Source organism: Halostagnicola alkaliphila, assembly GCF_055379965.1.
Map to the genome: position 1 here is coordinate 409,464 of NZ_AP043826.1, position 26,062 is coordinate 435,525.

Annotated in this window: 22 protein-coding genes; 14 read left to right on the forward strand and 8 right to left on the reverse strand. The window is 62.8% G+C overall.

Annotated elements, in window-relative coordinates; all coding sequences use genetic code 11:
• Positions 1-130 precede the first annotated feature (130 nt).
• The 5 genes from ACZ5C7_RS07165 (at position 131) to ACZ5C7_RS07185 (ending at position 3,608) form a co-directional block, all read left to right on the forward strand.
• Positions 131-1,267, forward strand: a complete 1,137-nt coding sequence (locus tag ACZ5C7_RS07165) for a DUF7282 domain-containing protein (RefSeq protein ID WP_464375656.1) — start codon at positions 131-133, stop codon at positions 1,265-1,267.
• Between the two features lie 39 nt (positions 1,268-1,306).
• Positions 1,307-2,314 carry an AAA family ATPase gene (locus ACZ5C7_RS07170; RefSeq protein WP_464375657.1) on the forward strand — a complete coding sequence of 336 codons (1,008 nt, stop codon included), beginning with the start codon at positions 1,307-1,309 and terminating at the stop codon, positions 2,312-2,314.
• Positions 2,307-2,738: a hypothetical protein gene (locus ACZ5C7_RS07175; RefSeq protein WP_464375658.1), complete on the forward strand. Its 432-nt coding sequence runs from the start codon at positions 2,307-2,309 to the stop codon at positions 2,736-2,738. Before ACZ5C7_RS07170 ends, ACZ5C7_RS07175 begins: the two co-directional genes overlap by 8 nt.
• 75 nt (positions 2,739-2,813) lie before the next feature.
• Positions 2,814-3,251 carry an acyl-CoA thioesterase gene (locus tag ACZ5C7_RS07180; protein ID WP_464375659.1) on the forward strand — a complete coding sequence of 146 codons (438 nt, stop codon included), beginning with the start codon at positions 2,814-2,816 and terminating at the stop codon, positions 3,249-3,251.
• 96 nt (positions 3,252-3,347) lie between these two features.
• Positions 3,348-3,608, forward strand: coding sequence for an AbrB/MazE/SpoVT family DNA-binding domain-containing protein (locus ACZ5C7_RS07185; protein WP_464375660.1), 261 nt, complete (start codon positions 3,348-3,350; stop codon positions 3,606-3,608).
• Positions 3,609-3,709: 101 nt separating this feature from the next.
• Here the strand turns inward: ACZ5C7_RS07185 and ACZ5C7_RS07190 are convergent, their stop codons facing one another.
• Entirely contained in the window at positions 3,710-4,798 is a 1,089-nt protein-coding gene (locus tag ACZ5C7_RS07190; RefSeq protein ID WP_464375661.1) for a methyltransferase domain-containing protein, read from the reverse strand.
• A gap of 204 nt (positions 4,799-5,002) precedes the next feature.
• Between ACZ5C7_RS07190 and ACZ5C7_RS07195 the strand changes: the two genes are divergently transcribed.
• Positions 5,003-5,563, forward strand: a complete 561-nt coding sequence (locus ACZ5C7_RS07195; protein ID WP_049953801.1) for a TATA-box-binding protein — start codon at positions 5,003-5,005, stop codon at positions 5,561-5,563.
• A gap of 508 nt (positions 5,564-6,071) precedes the next feature.
• Positions 6,072-6,470: a DUF7344 domain-containing protein gene (locus ACZ5C7_RS07200; RefSeq protein WP_464375662.1), complete on the forward strand. Its 399-nt coding sequence runs from the start codon at positions 6,072-6,074 to the stop codon at positions 6,468-6,470.
• Positions 6,471-6,617: 147 nt separating this feature from the next.
• Here ACZ5C7_RS07200 and hisG read toward each other — a convergent pair whose 3' ends face one another.
• Entirely contained in the window at positions 6,618-7,472 is an 855-nt protein-coding gene (hisG, locus tag ACZ5C7_RS07205) for an ATP phosphoribosyltransferase (RefSeq protein WP_464375663.1), read from the reverse strand.
• A gap of 81 nt (positions 7,473-7,553) precedes the next feature.
• Complete coding sequence (locus ACZ5C7_RS07210) at positions 7,554-9,842, reverse strand: heavy metal translocating P-type ATPase (protein ID WP_464375664.1); 2,289 nt, start codon at positions 9,840-9,842, stop codon at positions 7,554-7,556.
• A 433-nt stretch (positions 9,843-10,275) separates the two neighbouring features.
• On the opposite strand from ACZ5C7_RS07210, the gene ACZ5C7_RS07215 reads away from it, so the two are divergent.
• On the forward strand, positions 10,276-12,957 hold the full coding sequence (locus tag ACZ5C7_RS07215; RefSeq protein WP_464375665.1) for a heavy metal translocating P-type ATPase: 2,682 nt from the start codon (positions 10,276-10,278) through the stop codon (positions 12,955-12,957).
• A gap of 18 nt (positions 12,958-12,975) precedes the next feature.
• Here the strand turns inward: ACZ5C7_RS07215 and ACZ5C7_RS07220 are convergent, their stop codons facing one another.
• Positions 12,976-13,977 carry a stage II sporulation protein M gene (locus tag ACZ5C7_RS07220; protein WP_464375666.1) on the reverse strand — a complete coding sequence of 334 codons (1,002 nt, stop codon included), beginning with the start codon at positions 13,975-13,977 and terminating at the stop codon, positions 12,976-12,978.
• 132 nt (positions 13,978-14,109) lie between these two features.
• Between ACZ5C7_RS07220 and ACZ5C7_RS07225 the strand changes: the two genes are divergently transcribed.
• Positions 14,110-15,414 carry an amidohydrolase gene (locus ACZ5C7_RS07225; RefSeq protein ID WP_464375667.1) on the forward strand — a complete coding sequence of 435 codons (1,305 nt, stop codon included), beginning with the start codon at positions 14,110-14,112 and terminating at the stop codon, positions 15,412-15,414.
• Positions 15,415-15,736: 322 nt separating this feature from the next.
• On the opposite strand, the gene nasA is transcribed toward ACZ5C7_RS07225, so the two are convergent.
• Both nasA and tatC read right to left on the reverse strand, forming a co-directional pair.
• Positions 15,737-17,890, reverse strand: a complete 2,154-nt coding sequence (gene nasA, locus ACZ5C7_RS07230; RefSeq protein ID WP_464375668.1) for an assimilatory nitrate reductase NasA — start codon at positions 17,888-17,890, stop codon at positions 15,737-15,739.
• 353 nt (positions 17,891-18,243) lie between these two features.
• Positions 18,244-19,431: a twin-arginine translocase subunit TatC gene (gene tatC / locus ACZ5C7_RS07235; protein WP_464375669.1), complete on the reverse strand. Its 1,188-nt coding sequence runs from the start codon at positions 19,429-19,431 to the stop codon at positions 18,244-18,246.
• A 176-nt stretch (positions 19,432-19,607) separates the two neighbouring features.
• Between tatC and ACZ5C7_RS07240 the strand changes: the two genes are divergently transcribed.
• From ACZ5C7_RS07240 to ACZ5C7_RS07250, 3 genes are all read left to right on the forward strand, one after another.
• Positions 19,608-21,953 carry a twin-arginine translocase subunit TatC gene (locus tag ACZ5C7_RS07240; protein WP_464375670.1) on the forward strand — a complete coding sequence of 782 codons (2,346 nt, stop codon included), beginning with the start codon at positions 19,608-19,610 and terminating at the stop codon, positions 21,951-21,953.
• Between the two features lie 126 nt (positions 21,954-22,079).
• Entirely contained in the window at positions 22,080-22,256 is a 177-nt protein-coding gene (locus ACZ5C7_RS07245; RefSeq protein ID WP_049953808.1) for a ribbon-helix-helix domain-containing protein, read from the forward strand.
• Between the two features lie 208 nt (positions 22,257-22,464).
• Complete coding sequence (locus ACZ5C7_RS07250; RefSeq protein ID WP_464375671.1) at positions 22,465-22,701, forward strand: hypothetical protein; 237 nt, start codon at positions 22,465-22,467, stop codon at positions 22,699-22,701.
• A 95-nt stretch (positions 22,702-22,796) separates the two neighbouring features.
• Here the strand turns inward: ACZ5C7_RS07250 and ACZ5C7_RS07255 are convergent, their stop codons facing one another.
• Positions 22,797-23,573, reverse strand: coding sequence for a 23S rRNA (uridine(2552)-2'-O)-methyltransferase (locus tag ACZ5C7_RS07255; protein ID WP_464375672.1), 777 nt, complete (start codon positions 23,571-23,573; stop codon positions 22,797-22,799).
• Positions 23,574-23,809: 236 nt separating this feature from the next.
• Here ACZ5C7_RS07255 and ACZ5C7_RS07260 point away from each other — a divergent pair, with 236 nt between their 5' ends.
• Positions 23,810-24,553, forward strand: coding sequence for a DNA polymerase sliding clamp (locus ACZ5C7_RS07260; protein ID WP_464375673.1), 744 nt, complete (start codon positions 23,810-23,812; stop codon positions 24,551-24,553).
• 209 nt (positions 24,554-24,762) lie between these two features.
• Positions 24,763-25,077: a HalOD1 output domain-containing protein gene (locus ACZ5C7_RS07265; RefSeq protein WP_464375674.1), complete on the forward strand. Its 315-nt coding sequence runs from the start codon at positions 24,763-24,765 to the stop codon at positions 25,075-25,077.
• 46 nt (positions 25,078-25,123) lie between these two features.
• Here the strand turns inward: ACZ5C7_RS07265 and ACZ5C7_RS07270 are convergent, their stop codons facing one another.
• Positions 25,124-25,996 (reverse strand): alpha/beta fold hydrolase, encoded by an 873-nt coding sequence (locus tag ACZ5C7_RS07270; RefSeq protein WP_464375675.1) that lies wholly within the window; start codon positions 25,994-25,996, stop codon positions 25,124-25,126.
• Positions 25,997-26,062: the final 66 nt, after the last annotated feature.

Genomic DNA, 26,062 nt, shown 5'->3' on the forward strand with positions numbered 1-26,062 from the left:
ATCCGAACGAAAGACAGTAAGGAGAACCTATGAAGTAACAGAGGCGACGAAGGGAGCGGTGAACGGCCGAACAAACTCGACGTTTTACGTCTGCGGCCCGCAAAGGGATTCATATCCAGTGGGACATGAGATGAGACCCGAATTTAGTACGCTCAAACGGATCGTTGCCATCTTGATCGCGCTCGTTGTCGTCCTCGCGGCGGGTGCCGTCATTGGACAGGCCCCGGCTATTTTCGGCGTCGACGAAGAGCCCGAAGCGTCGATCGAATTCGACGATCAACAGGGCGATGGAACCAGCGCCACCGTGACGACGGTTTCGGTCTCGGACGGCGGGTTCGTCGTGGTGACCGATAGCTCCGGGAACACCATCGGCGTCTCCGACTACCTCGAGTCAGGGACACACGAAAACGTCACTATCAATCAGTCCGCCGAGGACGAGCGCGAAATGCTCGGCCAACTGACCGCGACGGCCCATCACGATAGCACCGACGACGAGAGCTACGCCTACAACGAAACCGACGGGGAAGAAGATCGTCCATACATCGAAGACGGCTATCCGGTCAGCGACACCGCGGCGGTGACGATGGCCGATCGCACCAACGGCTCCATCGACGACTCGTTTCGCGTCGAATCGATAGACGTGCCGTCGTCCGCCACGACCAACGAGACGATCACCGTGACCGCGGAGGTTCGAAACCCGACCGGGGAGGTTGATCGACAACACGTCGACCTCCGACTCGACGGAGTCGTCCTCGAGCAGCAGGTTCTGGACCTCGAGCCCGAGGAGAGCCAGGAGGTGGAGTTCAATATCGATACGAACGGTGCCGATCCCGGCAACCAGACGATCGGAGTCTACACGAGCGAGGACGGCGCGGTGGAGATGATCGACCTCGAGTTCGACGGCACGCCCGACGTCGAACCCGTCGACGGAAACGAGACGAGCGTCACGGCGAACGCGGTCACACCCGCGGACGGGTTCGTAGCCGTCGAGGACGCCGGCGAAGACGACGAGAACGGACCGTCTCCGAACGGAGCAGGCGACGCTAGCGAAGCGCTCGGAACGAGCGAAGAGCTCTCACCCGGCGATCACGAGAACGTCACCATCGATCTCGAGAACTCGGTAAGCGAAGACGACGAACTGCGTTTGGTACTGTACGAAGGCGATCCGGACGACATCGCCGGCGCGACGCAGGTCGAGACCGAGGACGGAACGCCCGTCGAAGCCGAGTTTACGCTCGAGGAGTTGGCCGACGGAGACGACGAGTAATCGACCGATTCTTACCCGTCCCGTTCGTACCGACTGGCGATGGATGCGCCGCTGTGGACCGAGACGTACGCCCCGACTCTCGAGGAGTTGCCACAGGACGACGCCCGCAGGTACCTCGAGCGGGCGGCCGAGGAGCCGATCAACCTAATCCTCCAGGGACCACCCGGCAGTGGCAAGACGGCTGCAGCGCGCGCGCTCGCTCGCGACGTTTACGGCGATGACGTGGACAACGACCTGATCGAGATCAACGTCGCCGACTTCTTCGGCCGGACGAAGACCGAAATCAAGAACGACCCCCGGTTCGAGGGCTTTCTCGTCGGGCGCTCGTCGATGTCCAAACGGGACATGATCAACCACGTGCTCAAAGAATCCGCGAGCTACGCCCCCGTTTCGGGCGAGTACAAGACGATCCTCCTCGACAACGCCGAGGACATTCGCGAGGACTTCCAGCAGGCTCTGCGCCGGATCATGGAGAAACACCACCGAACGACACAGTTCGTCATCGCTACGCGCCAGCCGACGAAGCTTATCCCGCCGATCCGCTCGCGCTGTTTCCCCGTCTCGTTTCGGGCACCCTCGAGCGAGGAAACCGTCGCCGTCCTCGAGCGGATCGTCGAGAGCGAGGGCGTCGAGTACGATGCCGACGGCCTCGAGTTCGTCGCCGGCTACGCGAACGGGAACCTTCGAAAAGCGATCCTGGCCGCCCAGACGACCGTCGAAGACGAGGGCGAACTCACCATGACCGGGGCCTACGAGACCATCGGCGAAGTCGGGCTGGCCGAGGAAGTCGAGTCGATGGTCGACGACGCAGAGGCCGGCGAGTTCACCGACGCGAGAAAGACCCTCGACGACCTGCTCGTGGACGAGGGACTCGACGGCGGGGAAGTGCTCGAGGAGATCCTTTCGGTCGCGCGGAAACGATACCACGGCGACGAACTCGCCCGGATGCACCGGCTCGTGGCGGATACCGAGTTCGAAATGCAGGAAGGCTCGAGCGATCGGATTCACGTCTCGCGCGTGCTCGCGGAGTTAGGACGCAATGGTTGAACGTCGAGACGAGCCTGCACACGAGGGGCGAGCCGACGCGGCGACGGAATCGGCATCCGACGGAATTTCTCACGCGACTCGGCTCTGGGCGATATTTCCGCTCTTTCCGGCGGTGAGCGTCGGTCTCGAGCTCACCGGACTCGTCGGGAACCCGCTCGATTCCGCACTCGCACTCGTTTGCGGACTCGCGGTCGCCGCGCTTCTCTCGGAATACCTGCTTCGAGCCGTCGGCCCCGAGATCGTCGACCCGCTCTGGTACGGCGCCTTCACGTTGCTCATCGGCGCACTGGTGGTGCTCGCGACCGCACCGACGGTCGACCTCGAACCCGAAGCTATCCAGCGACCCGCGTACGCGTTCTTGCTCGCCTGTAGCGCGCTCGTCGTCTGGGTGACGACGCGTCGGCGACTCGAGGCCGCGACGTAGCCGATCGACCCAGCCGGCGCGCCGGCCGTTCAGAACCGCGCACGGTTTATCTACCTGCCTCGAGAACGCGTAGGCATGCCCGCGCTCCTCGAGACCTACATCGAAAACCGATTTCCCGTCCAGCCGAATCACGCGAACAACAACGGCACCCTCCACGGCGGGAACCTCATGAAATGGCTCGACGAGGTCGGCGGCATGTCCGCGATCCGGTTCGCCGGCGAGTCCTGCGTCACCGCTCGAGTGGACGAACTCGATTTCGTTCGGCCGGTTCCCCTCGGAGAGACGGCGCTCATCGAGGCCTACGTCTACGACGCCGGGAAAACGAGCGTCAACGTCGCCTTGCGGGCGTGGCGCGAGGAGCCCCGGTCGGGCGAAACGGAACTCACGACCGAGTCGACGTTCACGTTCGTCGCGATCGACGAGAACGGAACGCCGATTCCGGTGCCGGAACTCACCGTCGAGAGCGACGAGGGCGAGCGGCTTCACGAGCGGGCGAAGTCTGCGACCGAGTAAGTGCTCTCCGAATGCCGATACTCGAGTTCTCGACGACAGGAACGGTACGCGCCTCGTCGGGGACAACATTAATCCCTGTGTTGTAAAAGTACCACTGTGGCCTCGAACAACAACTCCACGGGCGAAGAGGAAATCGTCTCCGTCACCGAGAACGGACAGGTGACGATTCCGAATCACCTCCGGGAAAGACACGGGATATCCACGCCAGGGCGAGTAGCGTTCGTCGAAAACGAGGACGGAACACTCGTCGTTCGGCCGGTCGGCCCGATGCGCGAGTTTCGAGGACTCGAACGGACCGGGGACGAAGAGCGACCGGCGGCGGCGGTTCTTCGTGAGTTGCGAGCACGAGAGAAGTAACGCACTGCCGATTGCGGTACGTTTCCAGCAGTTCAGGCCTGGAACGTCACTAGTCGAGCAGTACCGAGACGACCCTCCCTACGTTTGACCTGCCGAACGTCTCACTCGAGTACCAGCACGTACCGCGTCAGCGACCGGTGCACCCGGCGTTCGAAGGCCGACTCGAGATCCCATCCAGCCGCCCTCGCCTCGCTCGCCCACGAGCGATCGGCGACGACGACGGCCCGCGAGGCGACTCGGCGAGCTTCTGAAAGTGCACCCGAGACGAGGTCCTCGAGTCGGTGGGTGTCGATCTTCGACTGGCGACCGTAAGGAGCGTCGAAGACGACGCCGTCGACGGAGTCCTCGGCGAGCGGGAGTCTGGTCGCGTCGCCGCGACCCACGTGCCACGACCCTCGAGTCGCGCCGGTCGGCGACTCGGCGGGGTCGTTCAGAAAGTGTTCGAGGTTTTGGCGTGCGCCACGGACCATCTTCTTCTGGGCGTCGGTACCGACGACGTCCGCACCGACGAGGCCCGCTTCGACGAGAACGCCGCCGGTTCCGCACATCGGGTCGAGAATTCGCCGGCCGTCGTGTGCGCCAGCGATGTTCGCGACGGCTCGAGCGAGCAGCGGGTCCATGCTGCCGGGCTGGAAGAACGGTTTGTCCGTGGGCGCACGCGAACCGAAGTCACGGACGCTTTCGGCGGTAAGCCAGCCGAGCGCACAGACCGAGACGTGCTCGCTCTGTGACGGTGCGCTCGAGTCCGCTCGCGAATCGGAGGCCAGTATCGGCTCGAGGTCCTCGTCCTCGGCGAGTTCGCCGACCGAAAACGCCGCGCGGAGGACGTGGTCCGGATTCTCGAGGTCCACCGAGAAGCCGCGATCGACGAGCACCTGCCCGAGCGCTCGTTCGGCCTCGGGTGCTGAAACGCCGCTCGAGCCGTGAACATCGGTCGCTCGCACGGCAACCGACCCTTCCCGCTCGAGCGACGCGGCCTCGAGGAGCGTTCGAGCGCTCTCGAGGGTCGCGTCGGTTCGGCCGAGCAGTTCGCCGGCCCGGTGGATATAGGCGAGCCCGCGGACCCGCTCTGGGGCGATACCGCGTGCGATCGCGATTCCGGGGGCGACGATCCGGACATCGGCCGCCGCACTCGCCGCTTCCCGCCTCGCGAACCGATCGTCCTCTCCGCCCAACTCGAGGAAGTACACGACCGTTCGTCACCGCGGGCCGAGTATGAGCCTACCGTTTTCGTTGACTCGTTTGGCGAACGAGGATCGGTAATCGGGCGGTTACAACCGCCGAAGCGACGTTCGACCCGATATAAACAGAACTGACAACCGTCGCACAAACCGGAGAGAACCGGTGTCGGTACCAACCTTTATAAACCTTAAATACGTCTTTTTAAGCGACTTATGACGGATCCGAAGGACACCATCAACATCGAAAACGTGGTGGCGTCGACCGGCATCGGGCAAGAACTCGACCTCCAGAGTGTCGCGATGGACCTCGAGGGGGCCGACTACGACCCCGAGCAGTTCCCCGGTCTCGTCTACCGTACCCAGAATCCAAAATCCGCCGCACTGATCTTCCGTTCGGGCAAGATCGTCTGTACCGGCGCGAAAAGCACCGACGACGTCCACGAGAGCCTCCGTATCGTCTTCGACAAACTTCGTGAACTCCAGATTCAGGTCAACGAAGATCCGGAGATCGTCGTCCAGAACATCGTCACCTCGGCCGACCTCGGTCGTAACCTGAACCTGAACGCGATCGCGATCGGACTCGGTCTCGAGAACATCGAGTACGAACCCGAACAGTTCCCCGGGCTCGTCTACCGGCTCGACGACCCCGACGTCGTCGCGCTCCTGTTCGGTTCCGGGAAGCTCGTTATTACCGGCGGCAAGCAACCGGTCGACGCCGAACACGCGGTCGACAAGATCGTCTCCCGTCTCGAGGACCTCGGTCTGCTCGAGTAACCAACGTTTACGTTCGTTTCGAGCGGGCGGTACCGGTTACTCGCGGTTTCAATTCAGTTGCGGTTCGATTTTCTCGGCGAAGACACCGACTCATACGATCGGTTGTAACTGGTCATCGGTGATCGCTGTCCCGGGTCGGCGTCCACGCGAGCGAAGCGAGTGTGTGGCTCGGAAGACTTAGGCAGTTGTCCCCCGGCGACTTCCGGTAAGAGACGAGAATCGATCGCATCACAGGCGCTCTCATCAAATCGATAGCGAAAGTAACTCACTCCAGAGTGTCAAGCTCGAGAGACTGTTTTAGCGAGTTTTCCGGCGAGTAATAGCGTCTAATAGCTGATTAAGGTGGTCGAAATATTGGTTTAAATCAGCGATCGTCGCTTTCGGCGAATTGGAACCGTTCAATGGGGGACGAACGATCCGAAAGTATCTGAATCGACGGCGAATCACCGAAAGCCGACGAACGACCGGCCCCGTTTAACAGGTCCCAGAACAGGATCATCAGTTGCCGATGAAGATTCCGCACCCGACAGACACGACGGATCGAGTGTCGCCCTCCAGCGCGGAGACAGGACTCGAGGAACTCACACTGGATGCCCTCCGGAGTGTCCTGAGCAGTCGGCGGCGCCGCGAAATCATCCGGCACGTGCTCGCAGCCGATGAATCCGTTACCGTCCAGCAACTCGTCCGAGCGCTCTCGGAATCGGAAAACGATCCGACCCTCGAGACGACCTTCCTCGAGCGGTGTCAGCGAGTGCACGACTCGCTCTCGCAGACGCACCTTCCGACCCTCGAGGAGCACGGCATCGTCGAGTACGAGCGCGGAGTCGGGCTCGTCTCACCAGCGGCGCACCTGCTAACACTCGAGCCCTATGTCGGGAGCGGCGCAGCCGGCAGATGGTCCCCCTGACGCTTTCGTTCTCTCTCCATTCCCCGCTCATTTTCGACCAGTCTCATCGATCGAGCCGACAACGAGCTCGTCTCAGGACACCCCGGACCGTCCCCGCTGCTTGACGACAGCAGAGACAACGAAAATAGCGACGAGACCGACGAAACGCTACTCGACGAGGCGCTCGATTTCGGTCACCAGAATACCGCTCGCGCCGGCGTTCTTGACTTCCGTGATCGTCTCGAAGACGTCCCGTTCGTCGACGACCGCGTGAACCGCGACTTTCTCGCCCTCGCCGTTGGCGACGTCCATGACGGTCGGTCCACCGAGTCCCGGAATGACCTCGCGAACGTCCTCGAGTTTGTCCCGGGGCACGTTCATCATCAGGTACCGTTTCCCGTCCGCGGAGAGGACCGACGAGAGCGCCGTTTTGATCTCCTGGACTTTCGGATCCTGGACGACGTCGTCCCGGGCGAAGAGGTAGACGGAACTCGAGAGAACCTCCTCGACCACGCTCAGGCGGTTCATCTTCAGGGTCGTCCCCGTGGACGTGATATCGACGATGGCGTCGGCCATCTCGACGTGGGGCGTGAGTTCGGTCGCGCCGGTGACCTCGACGATGTCGGGCTCGATTCCGGCGTCGTCGAAGAAGTTCCGGGTGACGTTGGGGAACTCGGTCGCGACGGTTTTGCCCGCCAGATCGGAGACGGCGTCGATGTCGCCGTCTTCCGGCGAGGCGAGAACGAGTCGACAGCGCCCGAACTCGAGGTCGAGCAGTTCCTCGACGCGGTCCGTCCGCGCTTCTCGAGCCTGATCGAGGCCGGTGATCCCGAGGTCGGCGGCACCGTCGGCGACGTACTCCGGAATATCGGCCGCGCGGGCGAACAGAATCGTCACGTCCGGGTCGACCGTCTCGGCGTAGAGCTTGCGGTCGGCACCGTTTTCGATGTGGAGTCCCGCCCGCTCTAGGAGATCGATCGTCGGCTCGTGCAGGCGGCCCTTGTTGGGAACGGCGATACGCATTTAACGGGTATTGGCGGTCCCGTGGGAATTGTCTTTCCTTTCGAGCGGTGGAGAGTCGCGGATGAGGAGCGGAACAGAGGGTCAAGGTGAGAGATCCGCTCGTCGCAGAAGTTGGGCGTTTATGGCGACGATAATCGTGCTCGCGGACATGAGGACCGCGCCGACGGCCGGGGAGAGTAAAATCCCGACCGGCGCGAGGATCCCGGCTGCCAGCGGCAACGCGAACACGTTGTAGCCGGCGGCCCAGACCAGATTCTCCTGCATCTTCCGGTAACTCCGCTTGCTCAGCGAAATCAGGGAAACGACGTCGCGCGGGTCGTTCTCGACGAGGATCACGTCGGCTGACTCGACGGCGACGTCGGTTCCCGATCCGATCGCGATTCCGACGTCCGACCGGGTGAGCGCGGGCGCGTCGTTCACGCCGTCGCCGACCATCGCGACGAGTTTGTCTCGATCCTGTAACTCGAGGATCTTCTCGTCTTTGTCCTCGGGAAGGACCTCCGCGAACGTCGTGTCGATCCCGAGTTCGTCGGCGACGGCTCGAGCGACGTCTTCGTCGTCGCCGGTGAGCATGGCCACTTCGATACCCATCTCCTGGAGCGCGTCGATCGCCTCGAAGCTCTCCGTGCGGATCACATCAGCGAGTGCGATCGCGCCGACGGCGCGTTCGTTCCGAACGAGGTAGACGACGCCCTGTCCGCGTTCGCCCGCTTCGGCGGCGAAGGCCTCGAGAGTCGGTTCGGGATCGATTCCGAGGTGCCGGAGCAGGTTCGGCCCGCCGACGTAGACGGTCTCTCCGTCTCTCTCGGTGTGGGAACCGGTGGTTCCACCCGAAACCGGGGCGGTCTCGAGTTCGACGGTCGCCCGAACGCCTCGACCCTTCAACGCCTCGAACTCGCGGGTATCGGGGATCGATAGCTTCCGTTCGGCGGCTTCCTCGCGGATCGCCGAAGCGATCATGTGTTCGGAGTCGCCCTCCGCGGCGGCCGCGAGCGCGAGAACGTCGTCTTCGTCCATCACTTCAGCCGTCGCGATAGCCACGATGCCCTGTTCGCCCTCGGTGAGCGTTCCGGTCTTGTCGAAGACGACCGCATCGAGGGATCGGGCCTCCTCCATCGCGATCCGGTCGCGGACGAGCATCCCGTTTTTGGCGGCCATAGAGGTGTTGATCGCGACCACCAGCGGGACGGCGAGCCCCAGCGCGTGCGGGCAAGCGATGACCAGCACCGTCACGACCCGTTCAACGACGGGGAGACCGAAGCCGACCGCGACCGTCCAGGCGATCGCCGTGATCGCGGCCGCGCCGAGCGCCGCGTAGAACAGCCAACCTGCGGCTCTATCAGCGAGAACCTGCGTCTTCGAGCGACTCTCCTGGGCGTCCTCGACGAGCCGCACGATCCCCGAGAGCGTCGTCTCGTCGCCGGTGGCGGTTACGCGAACGCGAAGGCTCCCGTCCCGGTTCGTCGTGCCGCCGATAACCTCGTCTCCGGGATCCTTTTTCACCGGCTTCGATTCGCCGGTGATCATCGCCTCGGTGACGTTCGATTCCCCCTCCTCGACGACGCCGTCGGCCGGGACGTTCGCTCCGGGACGAACGAGCACGAGGTCGTCAGCCGTCAGGTCGTCGACGGGGACCTCCTCCGTCTCGCCGTCTTCCGCGAGCCGTTCCGCCGTATCGGGCATCAGTTCGGCCAGTTCGTCGAGCGCGCCCGACGCTCGCCTGACCGAGCGCATTTCGATCCAGTGGCCGAGCAGGAAGATGACGATCAGGGTGACGAGCTCCCAGAAGAACGGCTCGCCGATGTCGAACAGCACCGCGCCTGCGCTGTAGACGAACGCGACGGTGATCGCGAGCGAGATCAGCAACATCATTCCCGGCTCGCGGTTGCGAGCTTCGACCGCGCCCATCCGAAGGAACGGAATACCGCCGTAGGCGAAGACGAGAATCCCGAGTACGGGGCCGACGAACTCGCTTCCCGGGAACGCGATCGCGTCGTATCCGAACCAGCCCTGAAGCATCGGGCTGTAGTAAAGCACCGGCAACGAGAGGGCGAGACACACGAAAAACCGTTTCTTGAACATCGCCTCGTGCCCGGAGTGATCGACGTCCGCGCCGTGGTCGCCGGTCGCCCCGTGGTCGTGATCCGCGCGCTGGTCTGTCCCGTCAACTTCCTCGCCGCCCTTGTGCCGTCGTTTGGAGTCGTGCTCGAGTCGATCTTCGGTTTCGTTCCGCGACGGTCCGTCCGCTTCTCGAGACCTCCCGTCGGGCGAATCCAGCCCGCAGATTCGACAGCACGGACAGTGGCGGTCGGTCGGTACCGTTCGGTCGTCCGCCGAGGACGAAGTCGAGTCCTCGTGTTGATCGGTCATAGATCGCTCCGTCTTAGTCGTTTGTCAGTCGTTCGCGACGGTACTCGAACACCTCGTCGAAGAGGTCCCCGCGGGTGTAGGCTAGACGGCGTTCCTCGAGGACGGAATGGCATACAGTATCTAACGCTCTCCTCCTTTTTGCCGATTCGCGTTTCGAATTGGGGGGTGTTCGACGACGCGACTTTCGTATCCGAAGTAACGTCTACCCCGAACAAAAGAAAGTAAAGCGGATCCGTTTCCGAAATCGTGGCTAACTATCGCTCCGCCCGTCGAATCGCCAGCGGACCGGCGGGGCGGCGGCCCCGACGAACGATCCTGAAGGCGACAACGTAAATCTCGATCCGAGATCCCTTAAAATTCCAAAGTCTCCTGGATTCAAATCACCAGAAACGAAGCCACAATTCGCTTGAACGTGTATCCCGTAGTACCATACATGACAACCAGACGAGCGCACCTCGAGATCACGGGGATGTCCTGTTCGACGTGTTCGGGGACCGTCGAGGACGCCGCGTCGGACCTCGAGGGCGTCGTCTCGGCGAGCGCGAACTACGCGACGGACGAGGGGACCGTCGAGTACGACCCGGAGACCGTCTCGCTGAGCGAGATCTACGATGCGATCGAGGACGGCGGCTACGAGGCGGTCTCGGCAACTGAAACGATCACCGTCATGGGGATGTCGTGCTCGACCTGTTCTGAGACAGTCGGCGAGGCGGTCGAAAGTCTCCCGGGCGTGATCCGTGCGGACGTGAACTTCGCCTCCGACGAGGCTCGAGTCCGGTACAATCCGAACGACGTTTCGTTGGGCGAGATCCACGCGGCCGTCGAAGACGCCGGCTACGATCCCGCCCGTGACGAAATTGGGGAAACGCAGGGCTCGAGCCAGCGCGAGCGCGCCGTCGAGAAAGAGCTTCGCCGACAGCGCAGGCTCGTGATCGCCGGCGGACTGTTGACCCTGCCGTTCGTGCCGATCATGCTCGCCATGCTGGGGCTCATCGATATGCCCCACGAACTGCTCGGCGTCGAGGAAGTCTGGATCGACGGCCTCGAGTTCGTCCTCGCGACGGTTCTGATGGCGACGCTGGGCAAGGAATTCCTCGTCGGCGCGTGGAGAGCGTTTTCGAACAACCGACGGGCGAACATGGACACGCTCGTCGCCGTCGGCACTTCCGCGGGATACGTCTACAGTACGGCCGTCGTCGGTGGGGCGCTCACCGGAAACCTCTACTTCGAAGCCGTCGCCTTCATCCTCTGGTTCATCACGCTCGGCAACTGGCTCGAGGTGCGCTCGAAAGCCCGCGCTGGCAGCGCCCTGCGGGAACTCCTCGAGATGGAAGCCGACGAGGCGACCGTTATTCGGGACGGCGAGGAGGTTCAGGTCCCGCTCGAGGACGTGCAAGTCGGCGACGTGTTGAAGGTGCGGCCGGGCGAGAAGATCCCGACCGACGGTGTGGTCGTCGACGGGCAAAGTGCGGTCGACGAGTCGATGCTCACCGGGGAAAGCATGCCCGTCGAGAAAGGCGAGGGCGACGAGGTCGTCGGCTCGACGGTCAACCAGAACGGCGTCTTGCGCGTCGAGACGACGAAGGTCGGCTCCGAGACGGCGATCCAGCAGATCGTCGATCGGGTCAAGGAAGCCCAATCTCGCCAGCCCGAGATTCAACGACTCGTCGACACGGTGAGCGCGTACTTCGTGCCCGCGGTAATCGCGAACGCGATTCTTTGGGCCGTCGTCTGGCTCGCATTCCCCGACGCGCTGTACAACGTCTCCTCGGCGCTCAGCGCCTGGATTCCGGTCCTCGAGCCGGTCGGCGGCGGCCCCGTCGCGGGCGGCGTGCCGGTTCTCGAGTTCTCGGTGATCGTACTCGCCTCGGCCCTGTTGATCGCCTGCCCCTGCGCGCTTGGACTGGCGACGCCCGCCGCAACGATGGTCGGCTCGACGCTTTCGGCGACCAACGGCGTCCTGTTCAAGGGCGGCGACGTCTTAGAACAGGTTCGAGGCATCGACACCGTCGTCTTCGATAAGACCGGCACGCTGACCCACGGCGAGATGACCCTGACGGACGTCGAGCTCGTCGACCGCACTGTGCCCGACGGCGGCAAAGGGCGGTCGACGAACGGTGATTCCGAGACCGCTCCAGACGGCGGCGTGCTCGCCCGACGCGAGGAGGACCTCGAGTCGTTCCTCCTCGGCGCGGCGGCAGCGGCCGAATCCGGCTCCGAACACCCGATCGCGAAAGCGATCGTCGAGGGTGCAGACGACCGCGGCATCGACATCGGCGAGGTCAGCGAGTTCGAGAACGTTCCCGGCCACGGCATCCGCGCCGAGACCGACCGCGGAAGCGTCCTGATCGGACGCCGAAAGCTCCTCGAGGACGAGGGAATCGATCCCGAGCCAGCCGAAGGAATCCTGACGCGTCTCGAGCGCGAGGGGAAGACGGCCATACCGGTGGCAGTCGACGGCGAACTCCTCGGTGTCCTCGCGGTCGCGGACGAGATTCGAGAGAGCGCCACGGAGACGGTTGCGGCGCTCCGCGAGCGCGGGACCGAGGTCGTGATGCTCACCGGCGACAACGAGCGGACGGCTCGAGCGGTCGCGAAAGAAGTCGGGATCGAGACGGAGAACGTCCGCGCGGGCGTGTTGCCCGAAGACAAGGCGGATCACGTCGACGCGCTACAGGAACGCAGAGAGGGTGGCAACCGCGAAGACGGCACCGGTGGGAGCGTGATGATGGTCGGCGACGGCGTGAACGACGCGCCGGCGCTGACGACGGCCCAGGTCGGCGTTGCCATCGGGTCGGGAACCGACGTCGCGATCGAGTCGGCAGACGTGACGCTGATGCGTGACGACCCCGCGGACGTTCTGAAGACCGTCCGGATCTCGGAAGCGACGATCTCGAAGGTCCGCCAGAACCTCTTCTGGGCGTTTATCTACAACACGACGCTCGTCCCCATCGCGTCGCTCGGGTTACTCAATCCTGCACTGGCCGGGCTCGCGATGGCCATCTCGAGCGTGAGCGTGATGGCGAACAGCCTCGCGTTCGCGACCTACGACCCCCACGAGGACTACCGATTGTTGGTGTTGCAACCGTTCGATTGGATTCGCGACCGGATTTAAAGACGCGATTGCGGGCGATTACTCCGCCTGTCCCGGGAAGAAGAGTTCCGCAACCGGGATCGTCAGGTAGGCCTCGACGAACGCCGCGACCACGAGCATGAGCCAGCCGAAGATCACTAACAGCGTCGTTCGGGCGAGGTAGGGTTTGGTGAACAGCGCTGAACGTTTCCCGGCGATTCGCTCACCCGCCCGATAGAGGAACCGGAACCCGACGCCTGCGGCGATGAAAAGCGCCGTCAGCTCGAAGATTCCGTGCGGGACGAGCAACGCGACGATCAGGCCGTAGCCGACCTCTGCGCCGATCGCAACGGCAATGTTTCCGACGATCAGGCCGTTGAACGTCATGACGAAGAACGTGAACAGACCGAGCGTCAGCGCACCCAAGATCGAAGCGAGGAACGGCGGCGTGTTATTGAGGATAAAGAACATCGCCGAGAGTTCGAGTCCACCGTTTTCCTCGAGTCCGCTCGGTTCACCGCCCACGCCGTTGAGTTCCTCCTCTCCGAGTTCCTCGAGGATGAGTTCCATGAATAGCTCGGTCAGATCGACGCCCGCCGCGGCGAGGGCCACTCCGGAGGCGATCCCCATCGCGAAGAGCCCGGTCGAGAACCAGACGTAGGTACGATGCTCGGCCCACGCGTCCGAAAGCGCGTAGAGGATCTGCGGAAAGACGGCGCGGGAGACGATCGCGGCGATGGCGAGTCCGAAGCCGAGGATCGTCGCACCCACCGTGGCGAGAAACGCGTCGTAGACCACGAGCGTCGTGACGGCCGAGACGAACGAGACGAGTGCGAGGAGTAACAGATGGGCAGTCCAGTTTCGGACTGCATTGGGACTCGAATTCGGGAACATCGTCTCGTCGCCCGGTCCGTCCGGATCATTCGGATCTCCCCGTTCCCCGGGCGGGCGGGCTTCGTCCGAACGCCGCCCGCTGCGAGCTGTCTGGCTGTCGTCCGGGCTCGAGTCCCCGGAGCGATGCCGACGGTTGTCGGCGTCGCCGTCGCGGTCGGAACCGTTCATACGCCTATATTGGAGTATACGACTGTTAAACCCGCCGACTGGAGTTCGATTCGCCGGTACTCGAAGGCAGTTTTCGGGAGGACGTTCGGACTGATCGACAGCCTCACACTCTCGGAGGAAAAACTTCAGCCAATGACGACGCTTGAGATCACCGGCGGGAAGGTTCTGTTACCCGACGCCGCGGTCGAACGCGCCGACGTACTGGTCGATCAGGATGCGGGAACGATCCTCGAGATCGGGCTCGATCTCGAACGAGCGGGCGACGAGACGATCGACGCGTCGAGCTCGCTCGTGACGCCGGGATTCGTCAACGGCCACACGCACGTCGCGATGACCTTGCTCCGAGGCTACGCGGACGACAAACCGCTCGACGCGTGGCTGCAGGAGGATATCTGGCCCGCAGAGGGTGCGATGACGGGAGAAGACATCCGCGTCGGTGCGGAGCTGGGCATTCTCGAGATGATCAAGGGCGGAACGACGGCCTTCGCCGACATGTACTTCGAGGTCCCCGAAATCGTCGCGGCGGTGGAACAGACGGGCGTTCGAGCCACGCTCGGGCACGGAATCGTTACCGTGGCCAAGGACGACGAGGGAGCACACGAAGACGCCGCCGAGAGCCTCGCAGTCGCCGAGGAGTTCGACGGTGCCGCGGACGGTCGGATCTCGACGGTGTTCGCCCCGCACTCGCTGACGACCGTCGGGGCGGAGTACCTCGAGGAGTACGTTCCGAAAGCCCGCGACGCCGAGGTTCCGATTCACTACCACGCGAACGAAACCGAGGACGAAGTCGCTCCGATCGTCGACGAACACGGGATTCGACCGCTCGAGTACGCCGACGAACACGGTCTGCTCGAGCCCCAAGACTTCGTCGCCCACGGCGTTCACGTCGACGAAACGGAGATCGACCTCCTCGCCGAGAGCGGAACGAGCGTGGTCCACTGTCCGGCCTCGAACATGAAACTCGCCAGTGGAATGGCACCCGTCCAGCGACTGCTCGATGCGGGCGTCACGGTCGGGCTGGGAACCGACGGCGCGGCCTCGAACAACGACCTCTCGATGCTCGACGAAGCACGGGACGCCGCCATGATCGGCAAGCTCGCGTCGTCGGACGCCAGTGCTGTTCCGGCCGAGTCCGTCGTCGAGATGCTCGCCGCCGGCAGCGCCGACGCCATCGGTCTCGAGTCCGGTCGCCTCGCAGCAGGCGCACCCGCTGATCTCGCCGTGGTCGACCTCGAGAAACCGCACTTGACGCCGGGACACGACCTCGTGAGTCACCTGGCATACGCCGCCGAAGCGAGCGACGTGCGACACACGATCTGTGACGGCACCGTGTTGATGCGCGACCGCGAGGTGCTCACAGTCGATGAGACGAGCGTTCTCGAGCGTGCACGGGAGCGTGCGAGTGCGCTTTCCGCTCGGGTTGAAGAAAACGAGTAGCGCGAAAATAAACGCTCTCGGCGTGTTCGTCGCCGCGTATCGAGTTTATTCAACGACTGTACTGACACGAAGATTTATTTAAATATACGTTGATATTGTGAGTGGGTGTGACCGCCTGCAGGGTACTCGGGGACCGGCCTGCCACACCAACTGATCTGGCCCATCGAACCGACGGATCTCGCTCGCGAACGAACACAGTGTGTCAGAGGCACCAACGTCCGTCGGCCGAGAAACAGGGTCGCGCCCGTCTCGAGACGGGCGCGTCGGATCGTTCCGCTAGACAGCCCGGGACGATTCTACTCGGCGGCGTCTCGAGACTAATTCAGACAGTGACTTCTTCGAGCGCGCTCGCCGCAGCGTCGGTCGGCGCCTCGAGACGCACGGCACACTGCTTGAAGTTCGGCTCCTTCGAGCGCGGGTCGACGGCCGGAATCGTGAGGTCGTTTACGTCCGGATGGTGAATCGGCAGCCAGACGACACCGTCCGGAATCGACTCGTCGATTTCGATCCGGGCGAGTATTGACGCTCGTCGCGACGTGACTCGAGCGTACCGCTCGTCGTCCGGCCCCTCGAGTTCGGTCGCCAGCGCCGAGGCGGTTGCGCTGCTCACTCGAGCCGTTACCGGTTCGTCCCCTCGAGTGCGAACGCCGGTGTTGTACGCGCCGGATTCGCGGGCGGTGGTCAGCGTCAGCGGGTAAGACTCGTCCGGCGGCTCCGGAAGACCGGTTCCCTCGCCGTCGGAGAACTGTGCGCGACCGCTCGGCGTCGGGAACGACCATCGGTCGCTCGCTGGTTCGTCACTCGAGGAATCGTCGGACCGGTCGTTGGTTGAGCCCTCAGATTGGTCGCTCGCCGAGCCGTCGTAGTACCGATAGCCGCCAGCGTCCTCGGGTGTCGGTGCCGGCCAGCGAACCGCGCGCTCGTCCTCGAGTCGGTCGTAATCGATACCCGAACAGTCCGCGAGAGTTCCCTCGGTGAGACCGACGAACTCGTCGAAAATCGACGCCGGTTCGGGAGATGTCTCGAACAGTCCCGGCGCGAGGCGGGTCGCCAGTTCGCCGATCAACTCGAGGTCGGATTTGACGCCAGACGGCGTTTCCGTCGCGGAGCGAACCCGCGAAACGGTCCGTTCCATGTTCATCGCGGTTCCCTCCGATTCGCCCCAGGTCGCCGCCGGAAGGACGACATCCGCACACTCGACGGTCTCGCTGTGGAAGGCGTCCTGCACGACGAGGAAGGTGGCCTCGAGTCGCTCTCGAACGCGTTTCGCGTCGGGCATCCCCACGGCGGGGTTGGTGGCGACCGCGTAGACGGCCTCGACTTCGTCCTCGGTCGCCTCGACGATGCCGACGGGTCCGGGTCCCGGGTCGTCGGGCAAGGTTTCGACCGGAACGCCCCATTCGTCAGCGATCTCGTTACGGTGGGCCGGATCGTCGAACGGACGGTGGCCGGGCCAGGTTCCTTTCGAGGAGCAGACCCGGGTCCCCATCGAGTTCGCCTGTCCCGTCAGCGAGAACGGTCCGGTCCCGGGGCCGAGGTTGCCCGTCGAAAGACAGAGGTCGATAAGGGCGGCCGCGGTCGGCGTCCCGTCGACGCTCTGGTTGACGCCCATTCCCCAGTAGAGGAGGGTGTCGTCCTCGAGCGCCGCGGCGAGTTCGTCGACGGTCTCGAGGGGAACGCCCGCTTCGTTCGCCGCGGTGGCGGCGTCGGGGAGCCGGGCTCGAAGGTCCTCAAACCCGGTCGTCGCCTCGGCGACGAACGAGTCGTCGACCCGGTCGGTTTCGACGAGTCGCGCAAGGATCGCTCGAGCGAGCGCGAGGTCACCGCCCGGATCCGGCGCGACGTGTGAGTCTGCGACCTCGGCCGTCTCGCTCTCGACGGGGTCGACGACGATCAGTTCGCAACCCTCCTCGGAGGCCGACTGGCGAATCCACCGGAACATCACGGGGTGTGCGGCGGCCGGGTTCGCCCCCCAGACGAGGTGGGTTTCGGCCTCGGGGATGTCGTCGTAGGTCGGCGGCGGCGCGTCGCTCCCGAAGGCGTCGTAGTAGGCGGTGACCGCACTCGCCATACAAAGCGTCGTGTTGGCGTCGTAGTATCGCGTTCCGAAGCCGCCGCGGGCGAGTTTGCCCAGCGCGTAAGCCGCTTCGTTCGTCTGCTGGCCGCTTCCGAGCACCGCGACGCTGTTCGCCCCCTTCTCGAGGGCCAGGTCGAGCCCTTCGGCGGCGCGCTCGAGGGCGTTCTCCCACGTCGTCGGGACGAGTTCGCCGTCCCGTCGGACGAGCGGACGCGTCAGCCACTCACCGCCGGGGTCTGCCGTCTCGCTCACGCCGCGCTGACAGGCAAGCCCCTTGTTGACGGGGTGGGCGGCGTCACCGCGGACGATATCGAGTCCGTAACCGGTTTCGACGGCTCGTTGAATGTGGCCACAGCCGACCGCACACCGCATACACGTGGTTGGAACGTGATCAGTCATATCCGACACCTCCCCGCGTTCGAAGAAAGACTTCGGTTGGGTTTACATACGCTCCACAACCCAGAACATTCATCCGAAACCATTTCACAATTTCACGAGAGAAGACAACCTTTCCAGCTACTAAACCATAATCGTTTAACTACTACAGTTTTCCCCGTTCTTCGTGTTGGTTCGCTCAATGTGGGGACGTATAAGGAGAATATAAGGAGATATGTTCCACCGATGGCCGCCAAGAATAAACGGACATCGCATACGATAGTGTCGATCGAGTAAGAGCGATGAGAGCAGGATTTCGAACACGACACGCTCGAGGGGTCATAACTTCTCAAGGTGACGCGATTCCGTTCGGCCCCCTACTCTCGGCCGGTCCACTTCACGATCAGGAGCGTTCCCTCGAACAGGAGGATCATCGTAATGGCCACGAAGATCGGAGCCATGAACGTCGGATCCATCGTGAACATAAAGGAGAGCCCCGCGAAGGCAGTCCAGAAGTAGAGTCGTTTCTCCGCGAGCCACTTGCGGGTCGTCACGCCGAGCATGATCGCGAGCATGATAAAGAGCGGAATCTGGAAGACGATCGCCAGGAAGCCCGTCAGGGTGATGACGAGGTCGAAGGTCTCACCGAGCGCGTAGGCGATATCGGCGCTGCCCTCCGAATAGAACGTAAAGTACGAGAACAGGATCGGCAGGACAACTAGGTACGAAAAGATCATGCCCAGCCCGCCGAGAACGACGCTGGTCGGAACGGCGGCGAGGTAGTATTTGCGCTCGTTCGGGTACAGGCCCGGCCGCATGAACAGGTAACACTGGTAGACGAGCATCGGCAGCGCGATCATGATCCCCAGCAACGCGGAGAGTTTGATCCGGGTCAGCCACAGCTCGAGCGGGTGATAAATGTGGGGCGGCCGTTCTGACGCCTGCGGAACGACGTCCGTCCAAATGAACGAAATCGCCTCCGAAGCCCACAGAATCCCGATTGCAGTCCCCGCGGCACCGAACAGGAAGACCACCGCGAGCCGCAGCACCATCTCCTCGATGTGGTCGGCGAGCGGCATCTCCTCGTCGTCTGGCGGCGTCGAGATGCCGCCGATATCCTCGTCAGGGTCGGGGTACTCTTCGTCCTGGTCCGGCTGGTCGCCGACGTACCCTTCGCCGTCGGTCTTCGCCTCCGGTTTCTCGGCCGCAGAATCATCGGAGGTGTCAACGGCGTCGTCGGTGGTATCCGCGTCGCCGTCGGCATCCTCGGTATCGGCATCGTCGTCGGCGGCAGCGTCGGGGTCGTCGACGGCCTCAGTATCTTCGTCGACAGCGGTAGTCTCTGCGTCGTCTCCATCGCCGGTTTCGGGGCCGTCATCGTCGGTACCTCCCCGCTCGTCGGTCTCGAGGTCGGTGGCGTCATCCGTCTCGAGATCGTCAGGCGACGACTCGGACTCCGGTTGGGACGCAGTCTGTGAGTCATCGGATGGCAACGGCTCCTCGGAGTCCGTCACAGACTCATCGATCCGCTCATCGTCCCCACCGCCAGCCGACTCGTCCGGCATCTATGGTGACATAGACCCGCCACTGGTTATAGGCCTTTTTCTTACGAGCACTCGACGAGAGTGACACGAGTCGTCACAGTCTCCACCGACGGGGGTCCCCGGCGGGTGCAATCGCTCGTTTCGTACTTCTGTACTCGAAAGGTTGATAACTGGATGTAAATTATCCACTGACAGCAATGAGTTCTGCGGTCAGCGAAGACACCGCCCGAGCTATCAACACCGGTAGAGAAACCATCGGCGCCGTTCTCTCAGGTGCCCAGGCAAACCTCCAGAAGGTGTTCATGGTCTTCGTGATCGGCTTCGTCGGCTCGTTTTACGCCCTTCGAGTCTTTATCTGGGACTTCCTCGAGGCGACCGCGCGAGCGGAGATGAGCGCGAACGTCTCCGAGGCGACGAACATCATCACCCGAACGCCCTTCGAGGTGATCCTCCTGCAGGCGAAAATAGGGATGGTTGTCGGGATCATCGTCGCGATTCCGGCGGTTATCTACTACTCTCGCGACGCGCTTCGCCAGCGCGGACTCAAGTCGGTCGTCCCCGTCTCGAAACGGTACATGGCCGGCTTCGGGCTGACCTCGTTTGCCCTGTTCTGGATCGGCCTGTTCTACGCGTACGCGATCTTCTTCCCCTACGCGTTCGACTTCCTCGCGATCGTCGCCTACGAGGCCGGCGTCGATCCGAGCTGGGGGATTACCGAATTTACGGAGTTCATGGCCCTGTTGACCATTTCGTTCGGGCTCGCGGCCCAGCTGCCGCTCCTGATGAGCGTTCTCTCCTATACTGAAATTATCTCCTACGAAACGTTCCGGGCCAAATGGCGCCACGCCCTCGTGGCCATCACGGTGTTCGGCGCGATGTTCTCCCCGCCGGACCCGTTCACGCTGATCATGTGGGCGCTCCCGCTTTTCGCACTCTACATGTTCAGTCTCGGCCTCGCGAAGGTCGTGACTAACATCCGGCGGCGCGGTGCCGCCGAACTCGACACCGGAACCGGGTTCATGAAGCGACGGGTGCTCCAGTTTTCGGGGCTCTTGATGGCCATCAGCGTCGCAGCGGCCGCCTTCGTCAATCAGGGCGGATTCGATTACCTCGAGGAGTCGGTGTATCCGCTCCTCCCGTCGGGCTTAGAGCCCGGCGGACCGACCGCCCTCGAGTCGATGGCGATCGAATACGGACTGGCAGGGGAGCTCGCGGTCGGCCTCCTGATCGGACTCGGCGTCGGCTTCCTCATCCTCGTCGGCTACACGCTCAGCGTCCTCCGGTCGCCGGTGTACCCGCGGGCAGGAGATATCCGAAACGCGGATAGCCCCGACGACATCGACTTCGAGACGATCGAGGCTGAGGACATCGAAGACGTGTCAGCGCAAGTCTTTCTCGAGATGGACGAAGAGCAAGCCCTCGAGATCTCTCGGCAGGCAATGTACGACGACAACAAAGCGAAAGCCGAGACGGTTCTCAACCGGTTCGATTCGATTCAGGCCCAACAGGGCGGAGACGGCGGTGACCCAAGCGAGAGCGGAGACAGTTCCGGCGGTTCGGCGGGCGGCCAAGCCGCAACCGACGAAGGTCAAGCGGAAGAAGGCGGCCTCTTCTCGGGTACGGCCGCGGGGATGCTCGATCCGTTCACGGAAGACGAGACGACCGAGGACGACATCGGCGGCTACGCCTACGACATCGCGTTCATCCTCAACAGTCTGACCTCGAAGATGTTCTACATCGTCGGGGTGTTCATGGCCGTCCTCGGCGGGACGTTCTTCGCGCTGTATCAGGGCGGATTCACGATCATCCTCGCCCAGTTCGTCGACCGCGTCCCCGAGGACGTCCTCGTGGAGGTCGCGGAAGCGAACGACGCGAACTTGGCTGGCGACGAGACAACGACGGAGTTAATCCGCGATGCCGGGTTCGTCATCGCGCTCGATCCCGTGGAGGTCCTGATCTTCATGGTCAAGGTCAGTACGATCCTGGCGATCATCTCCATCCTCCCGCTGGTCCTGTACTGGGCTTGGCCGGCCCTCAAAGAGCGCGGACTCGTCTCGGGGCACGCACGAGTCGCTCTCATCTGGGGCGTCACGATGCTCGGCGGCTTCGCCGTCGGACTGTTCCTCGGGTTCTACTGGATCGCCCCCGCGGTGATCTCCTATCTCATCACCGACGCCGTCAACAACGGGATGGACGTTACCTACCGGATCAACAGCTTCTCCTGGCTCGTGATCTACACGACGCTGGGCGTCGGCTTCCTCTTTAACATCATCGTCACGATGGCGATGTTCCACGTCGGCGGCGTCGTCAACTACCGGACGATGTTAGCGCAGTGGCGACCGGTCGTCGTCGGCGTCTTCGTGATTGCAGCGTTCGCGAGCCCGAAGGGAATACTCACGATGATCGCACTCGCAACGCCGATCGCGCTCACCTACGTTCTCGGTTTAGGTATCCTGTACGTTCTCACGGCCGGCGGACGGCTCTTCGGCGGCGGTGGTGGAGGCGGGGAGCCGGAACCGGAGACCGGTGCCATCGCCGAATGACCGGCGAAACGGACTCCTGAATTGGCGACTCGGTTCCAAGCTATTTATTCCCAACCGCACGCTCACTTGGTGGCGTCGAAGCCGTGGGATGGAAACGTTAAGGGACAACACTACAAACCGGCTCGTATGCCCAAGATCAGCGTCGAAATTCCACAGGAACTCCTCGACGACCTCGATGCTCACGTCGGCGACGACGGGAAATTCGTCAATCGAAGCGACGCCATCCGATCGTCGATCCGCAAGAACCTCGACATCCTCGACGAGATCGACGACCGACACGACCGTCTCGAGCCCGACGAATGAACCGTGACACCGACGAGAAAGGCGACAGCGACTAGAGGGCCAACAGGGTCCGAGTTAAAAACTAACACGGACCCGAAAGAGAATCCACCCCGGCATAAACGGCTTTACTACTCAAGCACTATCTTACCCGCCAGCAGTGATACCCAACTACTGTCAACGATTTCACGGAATGCAGTGGAAATCGACGAGTGACAGTGGTGAAACTTCGATGGAACGAACGACCGAAATCCCCGCGACCGACGTTACGCAGTGTGCCCTCCACGAGGCGACCGGACACCTCTACGATGCGCTCGCGGAGGCGAATTTACAAGACGAACAGATTCCGACGGCAGTCTTCGACTCGGTCGAGGACTTGTACATCGCGACCGCCGAGCGATCGGTGACGAGTGTGAAAATCAGCTACGAACTCGAGGAAGAGTCGTCTTCGAGTTCCCCGGCGGACTAGCTAACTTCTTCGAGTACCGATAGCGTCCCACACGCGCCCGACTGAAGAAATCTCGAGCCGAAGTGACTCGGAGTGACAGGAGAGCGGGCGGCGGTTCAGTCGCGATCGAGCCGCCGTGCGAACCCGAAGTTCGGCTTGACGTCTTCGACCGTCACCGCCACCGTTTCACCTTCCTCGGTATCGGGAACGAACAGTCGATAGCCCTCGACGGAGGCGATTCCGTCACCCTCCTCACCGACGTCGACGATCTCGACCTCGAGTTCGTCGCCTTCCCTAACCGGGGAGGTGAGTCGGCCCTTCCCGATGAGGTAAATCTCCGAGGACTCTTTGCGCGATGCCTTCGGGCTCGTCGCGCGGACGTACTGGAACTCTTCTTCGACGTCCTCGCGGAACTCGTCGACATCCGGCCCCTCGAACACCTTCACGATAAAGTCGCCGCCGACGTCGAGCAGTTCCAGCGACGTCTCGAAGGCCTGTCGAGCGAGGTGGAGCGAGCGAGCCTGGTCGAGGTGGTACTCCCCGGTCATGTTCGGTGCCATGTCGGAGACGACCACGTCGACAACACCATCCGCCGTATCGGTAACTCGATCCCGCGTTCGGTCCTCGGTCATGTCGCCGCGAACGGTCTCGATGTTGTCGTGGTCCTCGAGTGATTTGATCCGCTGGAGGTCGACTCCGATAACGGTTCCCTGCGGACCGACCCGCTCGGCGGCGACCTGAAGCCAGCCCCCCGGCGCGGCCCCGAGGTCGACGACGGTGTCTCCCTGACCGATAACGTTCTCGAGGTCGGCGAGCTGTTTGAGCTTGTAGGCCGCTCGAGAGCGATACCCTTCCTGCTTGGACTTGTTGTAGTAGTGGTCTTTCCCAGTCATCAGTACCTCGCCAGATCCCGTGCTGTTCGTCCGCGCGAGCGAAACGAATATCGGTTCATACACGAACGACGCCGTCGACGCTGATAGGCGTGACGCACCTGCGGCCGTCGTTGTTTTGCGTGACCGGGTTTCGGTTGCGACTGGCTACCAATATCAGCTATTTCCCTCATCGAGCAACGATTCCGATCGACCGCAAAAGGTGGCTTTTTATGCGGACCGTTCGTATCCCGTCACATATGTTCAAGGCCATCGTGAGCGCGGAAACACTCACCAGCACGCTCGACTCGATCAGTGTGTTGGTCGACGAGTGCAAGATTCACCTCGAGGAAGAAGGCCTCGAGATTCGGGCCGTCGACCCCGCAAACGTCGGGATGGTCGACCTCTCGCTCGATGCAGCCGCGTTCGAATCCTACGAAGCGGACGGCGGACTGATCGGTGTCGATCTCTCGCGACTCGAGGACATCGCGGGCATGGCCGAATCCGGCCAGCTCATCCAGTTCGAACTCGACGAGGAGACCCGAAAGCTCCACATCCAGATCGACGGGCTCGAGTACACGCTCGCGCTCATCGACCCGGACTCGATCCGACAGGAGCCCGACATTCCGGATCTCGACCTCCCCGCGGAGGTCGTCCTCGAGGGCAAGGACCTCAATCGGTCGGTCAAAGCCGCCGATATGGTCTCGGATCACATCGCTCTGGGCATCGACGAGGGTGAGGAGTTCTTCTACGTCAACGCGGAAGGCGACACCGACGACGTCCACCTCGAGTTGACTCAGGACGATCTGATCGACCTGCAGATCGGTCCGGCACGGTCGCTGTTCTCGCTCGACTATCTCAAGGACATGGACAAGGCGATTCCATCCGATACCGAAGTGACCCTCGCACTCGGCGAGGAGTTCCCGATCAAGATGTACTTCGGATTTGCCGAAGGGAACGGTCAGGTCACGTATATGCTCGCGCCGCGCATTCAGAGCGACTAACGAACCGGGTTACGTGTTCGGGACTGGTTTTGGAGAATCGAACGGGTTCGAAGCGACGGCCACTGGAATGGTCTTCTCGAGTCGGGGAGCTCGGTTCGCAGGCGACTCCAATCGGAGTGACCGAATCGGTCGAATGACGATCGAAAAGACCGGTATGTAAGGAGATCATAGAAAGGAGAGGAGTTACCGTCTCTACCCCACTAGAGAGTATGGTCTCTCCCGACGATTCTGCAGGTTCTCCGTCGAGTCACGTCATCTCGGTCGGCGGTCGGCAACCCAGCGAAGCCCTCATCGCTGCAGTCGCAACGCTCTCGGGAACGGAACCCACGTCGTTGCCGCCGCTTTACGACGTGATCGATCCCGAGGCACTCGACTCGCTCTACGAACACGTTCGCGAGCATATCGGAAGCACCTCGAGCGATCACCAGATAACGTTCCCCTACGAGGGGTACGAAGTCCGTGTCGGGTTCGACGGACGGATTCGACTCGAGTCAGAATCACCGAGCGGACAACGGAACAGTTGATCGACGCCGGCCGCCAAATGCGGTGACTCCGATCAGGAGAAGACTATCAATCCTGTTCGTTCAGGAACGAGCACATGTGCTCGTTTACCTCGTCATTCGCTTCGATGAAGAAACAGTGTGAGCCGCCGTCGACGGTCTCGAGGCGCGTATCAGGGATTTTCTTCTCGAGCAGTCGGGCGTTTGCGACGGGAACGATTCGATCCGCAGTCCCGTGAAGCACGAGCGTCGGCACTCGAATTCGGTCGAGTCGATCGGCCACATCGAAGTTCAGTACCGCGCCAGCCTGCGCTTCGCGGGCGGGCTCGGATGCGTCCTGCTCGAGTCGCCACTCGAGAATTCGGTCCATCAGATGGGGGTTCCGATTAGTGAATCGCTCGGTAAACGCGGGGCGCATTCGATGGCGGAGTTTCTCTCGCTCGCTCGCGCCGTCGGGCGTCGAGAAGAGGTGGTTCTGGGTCTCTTCGGGGATTGGAACCGCGTCCGTTCCGCCGTGACTCGTACAACACAGCGTGAGCGACTTCGCTCGGGAATACTCGAGGGCGTACTGCAGGGCGATCATCCCGCCCATGCTGGCTCCGACCAGGTGGGCGTCGAGCACTCCGGCGTCCTCGAGGACGGCCTCGAGGTCCGCGGCTAACCCTTCGATCGAATAGCTCGCGGGCTTTGAGAGAACGGGTGCCCGAATTTTCCTCGGAAGCTTCGAAACGCCCGGCGGAAGTCCGGCGTCCGACCGCCCGGTCCCTCGGTTATCGGGCGCGATCACGTCGAACGCCGCGGAAACGGCTTCGCGTTGCCAGCGCCACATCCATCGGCCGTAGCCCAGCCCCTGCACGAAGACGACTGGGTCGATCGTCGTCCCGTCCTCGCGCTCGTCTCGCTCGTAATAGATCGACACGCCGTCTCGAGTGACCCGTGGCATACGTCAATCGACGTGACGGACGGTCTTGAAATCGATCATCGAGGAGGCGGAGAACGAACGACCCTG

Excerpts from the sequence above, each read along its gene's own strand:
- ACZ5C7_RS07165 (WP_464375656.1), top strand. The coding sequence starts at position 131 with ATGAGACCCGAATTTAGTACGCTCAAACGGATCGTTGCCATCTTGATC.
- ACZ5C7_RS07170 (WP_464375657.1), top strand. The coding sequence starts at position 1,307 with ATGGATGCGCCGCTGTGGACCGAGACGTACGCCCCGACTCTCGAGGAG.
- ACZ5C7_RS07175 (WP_464375658.1), top strand. The coding sequence starts at position 2,307 with ATGGTTGAACGTCGAGACGAGCCTGCACACGAGGGGCGAGCCGACGCG.
- ACZ5C7_RS07180 (WP_464375659.1), top strand. The coding sequence starts at position 2,814 with ATGCCCGCGCTCCTCGAGACCTACATCGAAAACCGATTTCCCGTCCAG.
- ACZ5C7_RS07195 (WP_049953801.1), top strand. The coding sequence starts at position 5,003 with ATGACGGATCCGAAGGACACCATCAACATCGAAAACGTGGTGGCGTCG.
- ACZ5C7_RS07200 (WP_464375662.1), top strand. The coding sequence starts at position 6,072 with ATGAAGATTCCGCACCCGACAGACACGACGGATCGAGTGTCGCCCTCC.
- hisG (WP_464375663.1), bottom strand. The coding sequence starts at position 7,472 with ATGCGTATCGCCGTTCCCAACAAGGGCCGCCTGCACGAGCCGACGATC.
- ACZ5C7_RS07210 (WP_464375664.1), bottom strand. The coding sequence starts at position 9,842 with ATGACCGATCAACACGAGGACTCGACTTCGTCCTCGGCGGACGACCGA.
- ACZ5C7_RS07215 (WP_464375665.1), top strand. The coding sequence starts at position 10,276 with ATGACAACCAGACGAGCGCACCTCGAGATCACGGGGATGTCCTGTTCG.
- ACZ5C7_RS07220 (WP_464375666.1), bottom strand. The coding sequence starts at position 13,977 with ATGAACGGTTCCGACCGCGACGGCGACGCCGACAACCGTCGGCATCGC.
- ACZ5C7_RS07225 (WP_464375667.1), top strand. The coding sequence starts at position 14,110 with ATGACGACGCTTGAGATCACCGGCGGGAAGGTTCTGTTACCCGACGCC.
- nasA (WP_464375668.1), bottom strand. The coding sequence starts at position 17,890 with ATGACTGATCACGTTCCAACCACGTGTATGCGGTGTGCGGTCGGCTGT.
- tatC (WP_464375669.1), bottom strand. The coding sequence starts at position 19,431 with ATGCCGGACGAGTCGGCTGGCGGTGGGGACGATGAGCGGATCGATGAG.
- ACZ5C7_RS07240 (WP_464375670.1), top strand. The coding sequence starts at position 19,608 with ATGAGTTCTGCGGTCAGCGAAGACACCGCCCGAGCTATCAACACCGGT.
- ACZ5C7_RS07245 (WP_049953808.1), top strand. The coding sequence starts at position 22,080 with ATGCCCAAGATCAGCGTCGAAATTCCACAGGAACTCCTCGACGACCTC.
- ACZ5C7_RS07250 (WP_464375671.1), top strand. The coding sequence starts at position 22,465 with ATGGAACGAACGACCGAAATCCCCGCGACCGACGTTACGCAGTGTGCC.
- ACZ5C7_RS07255 (WP_464375672.1), bottom strand. The coding sequence starts at position 23,573 with ATGACTGGGAAAGACCACTACTACAACAAGTCCAAGCAGGAAGGGTAT.
- ACZ5C7_RS07260 (WP_464375673.1), top strand. The coding sequence starts at position 23,810 with ATGTTCAAGGCCATCGTGAGCGCGGAAACACTCACCAGCACGCTCGAC.
- ACZ5C7_RS07265 (WP_464375674.1), top strand. The coding sequence starts at position 24,763 with ATGGTCTCTCCCGACGATTCTGCAGGTTCTCCGTCGAGTCACGTCATC.
- ACZ5C7_RS07270 (WP_464375675.1), bottom strand. The coding sequence starts at position 25,996 with ATGCCACGGGTCACTCGAGACGGCGTGTCGATCTATTACGAGCGAGAC.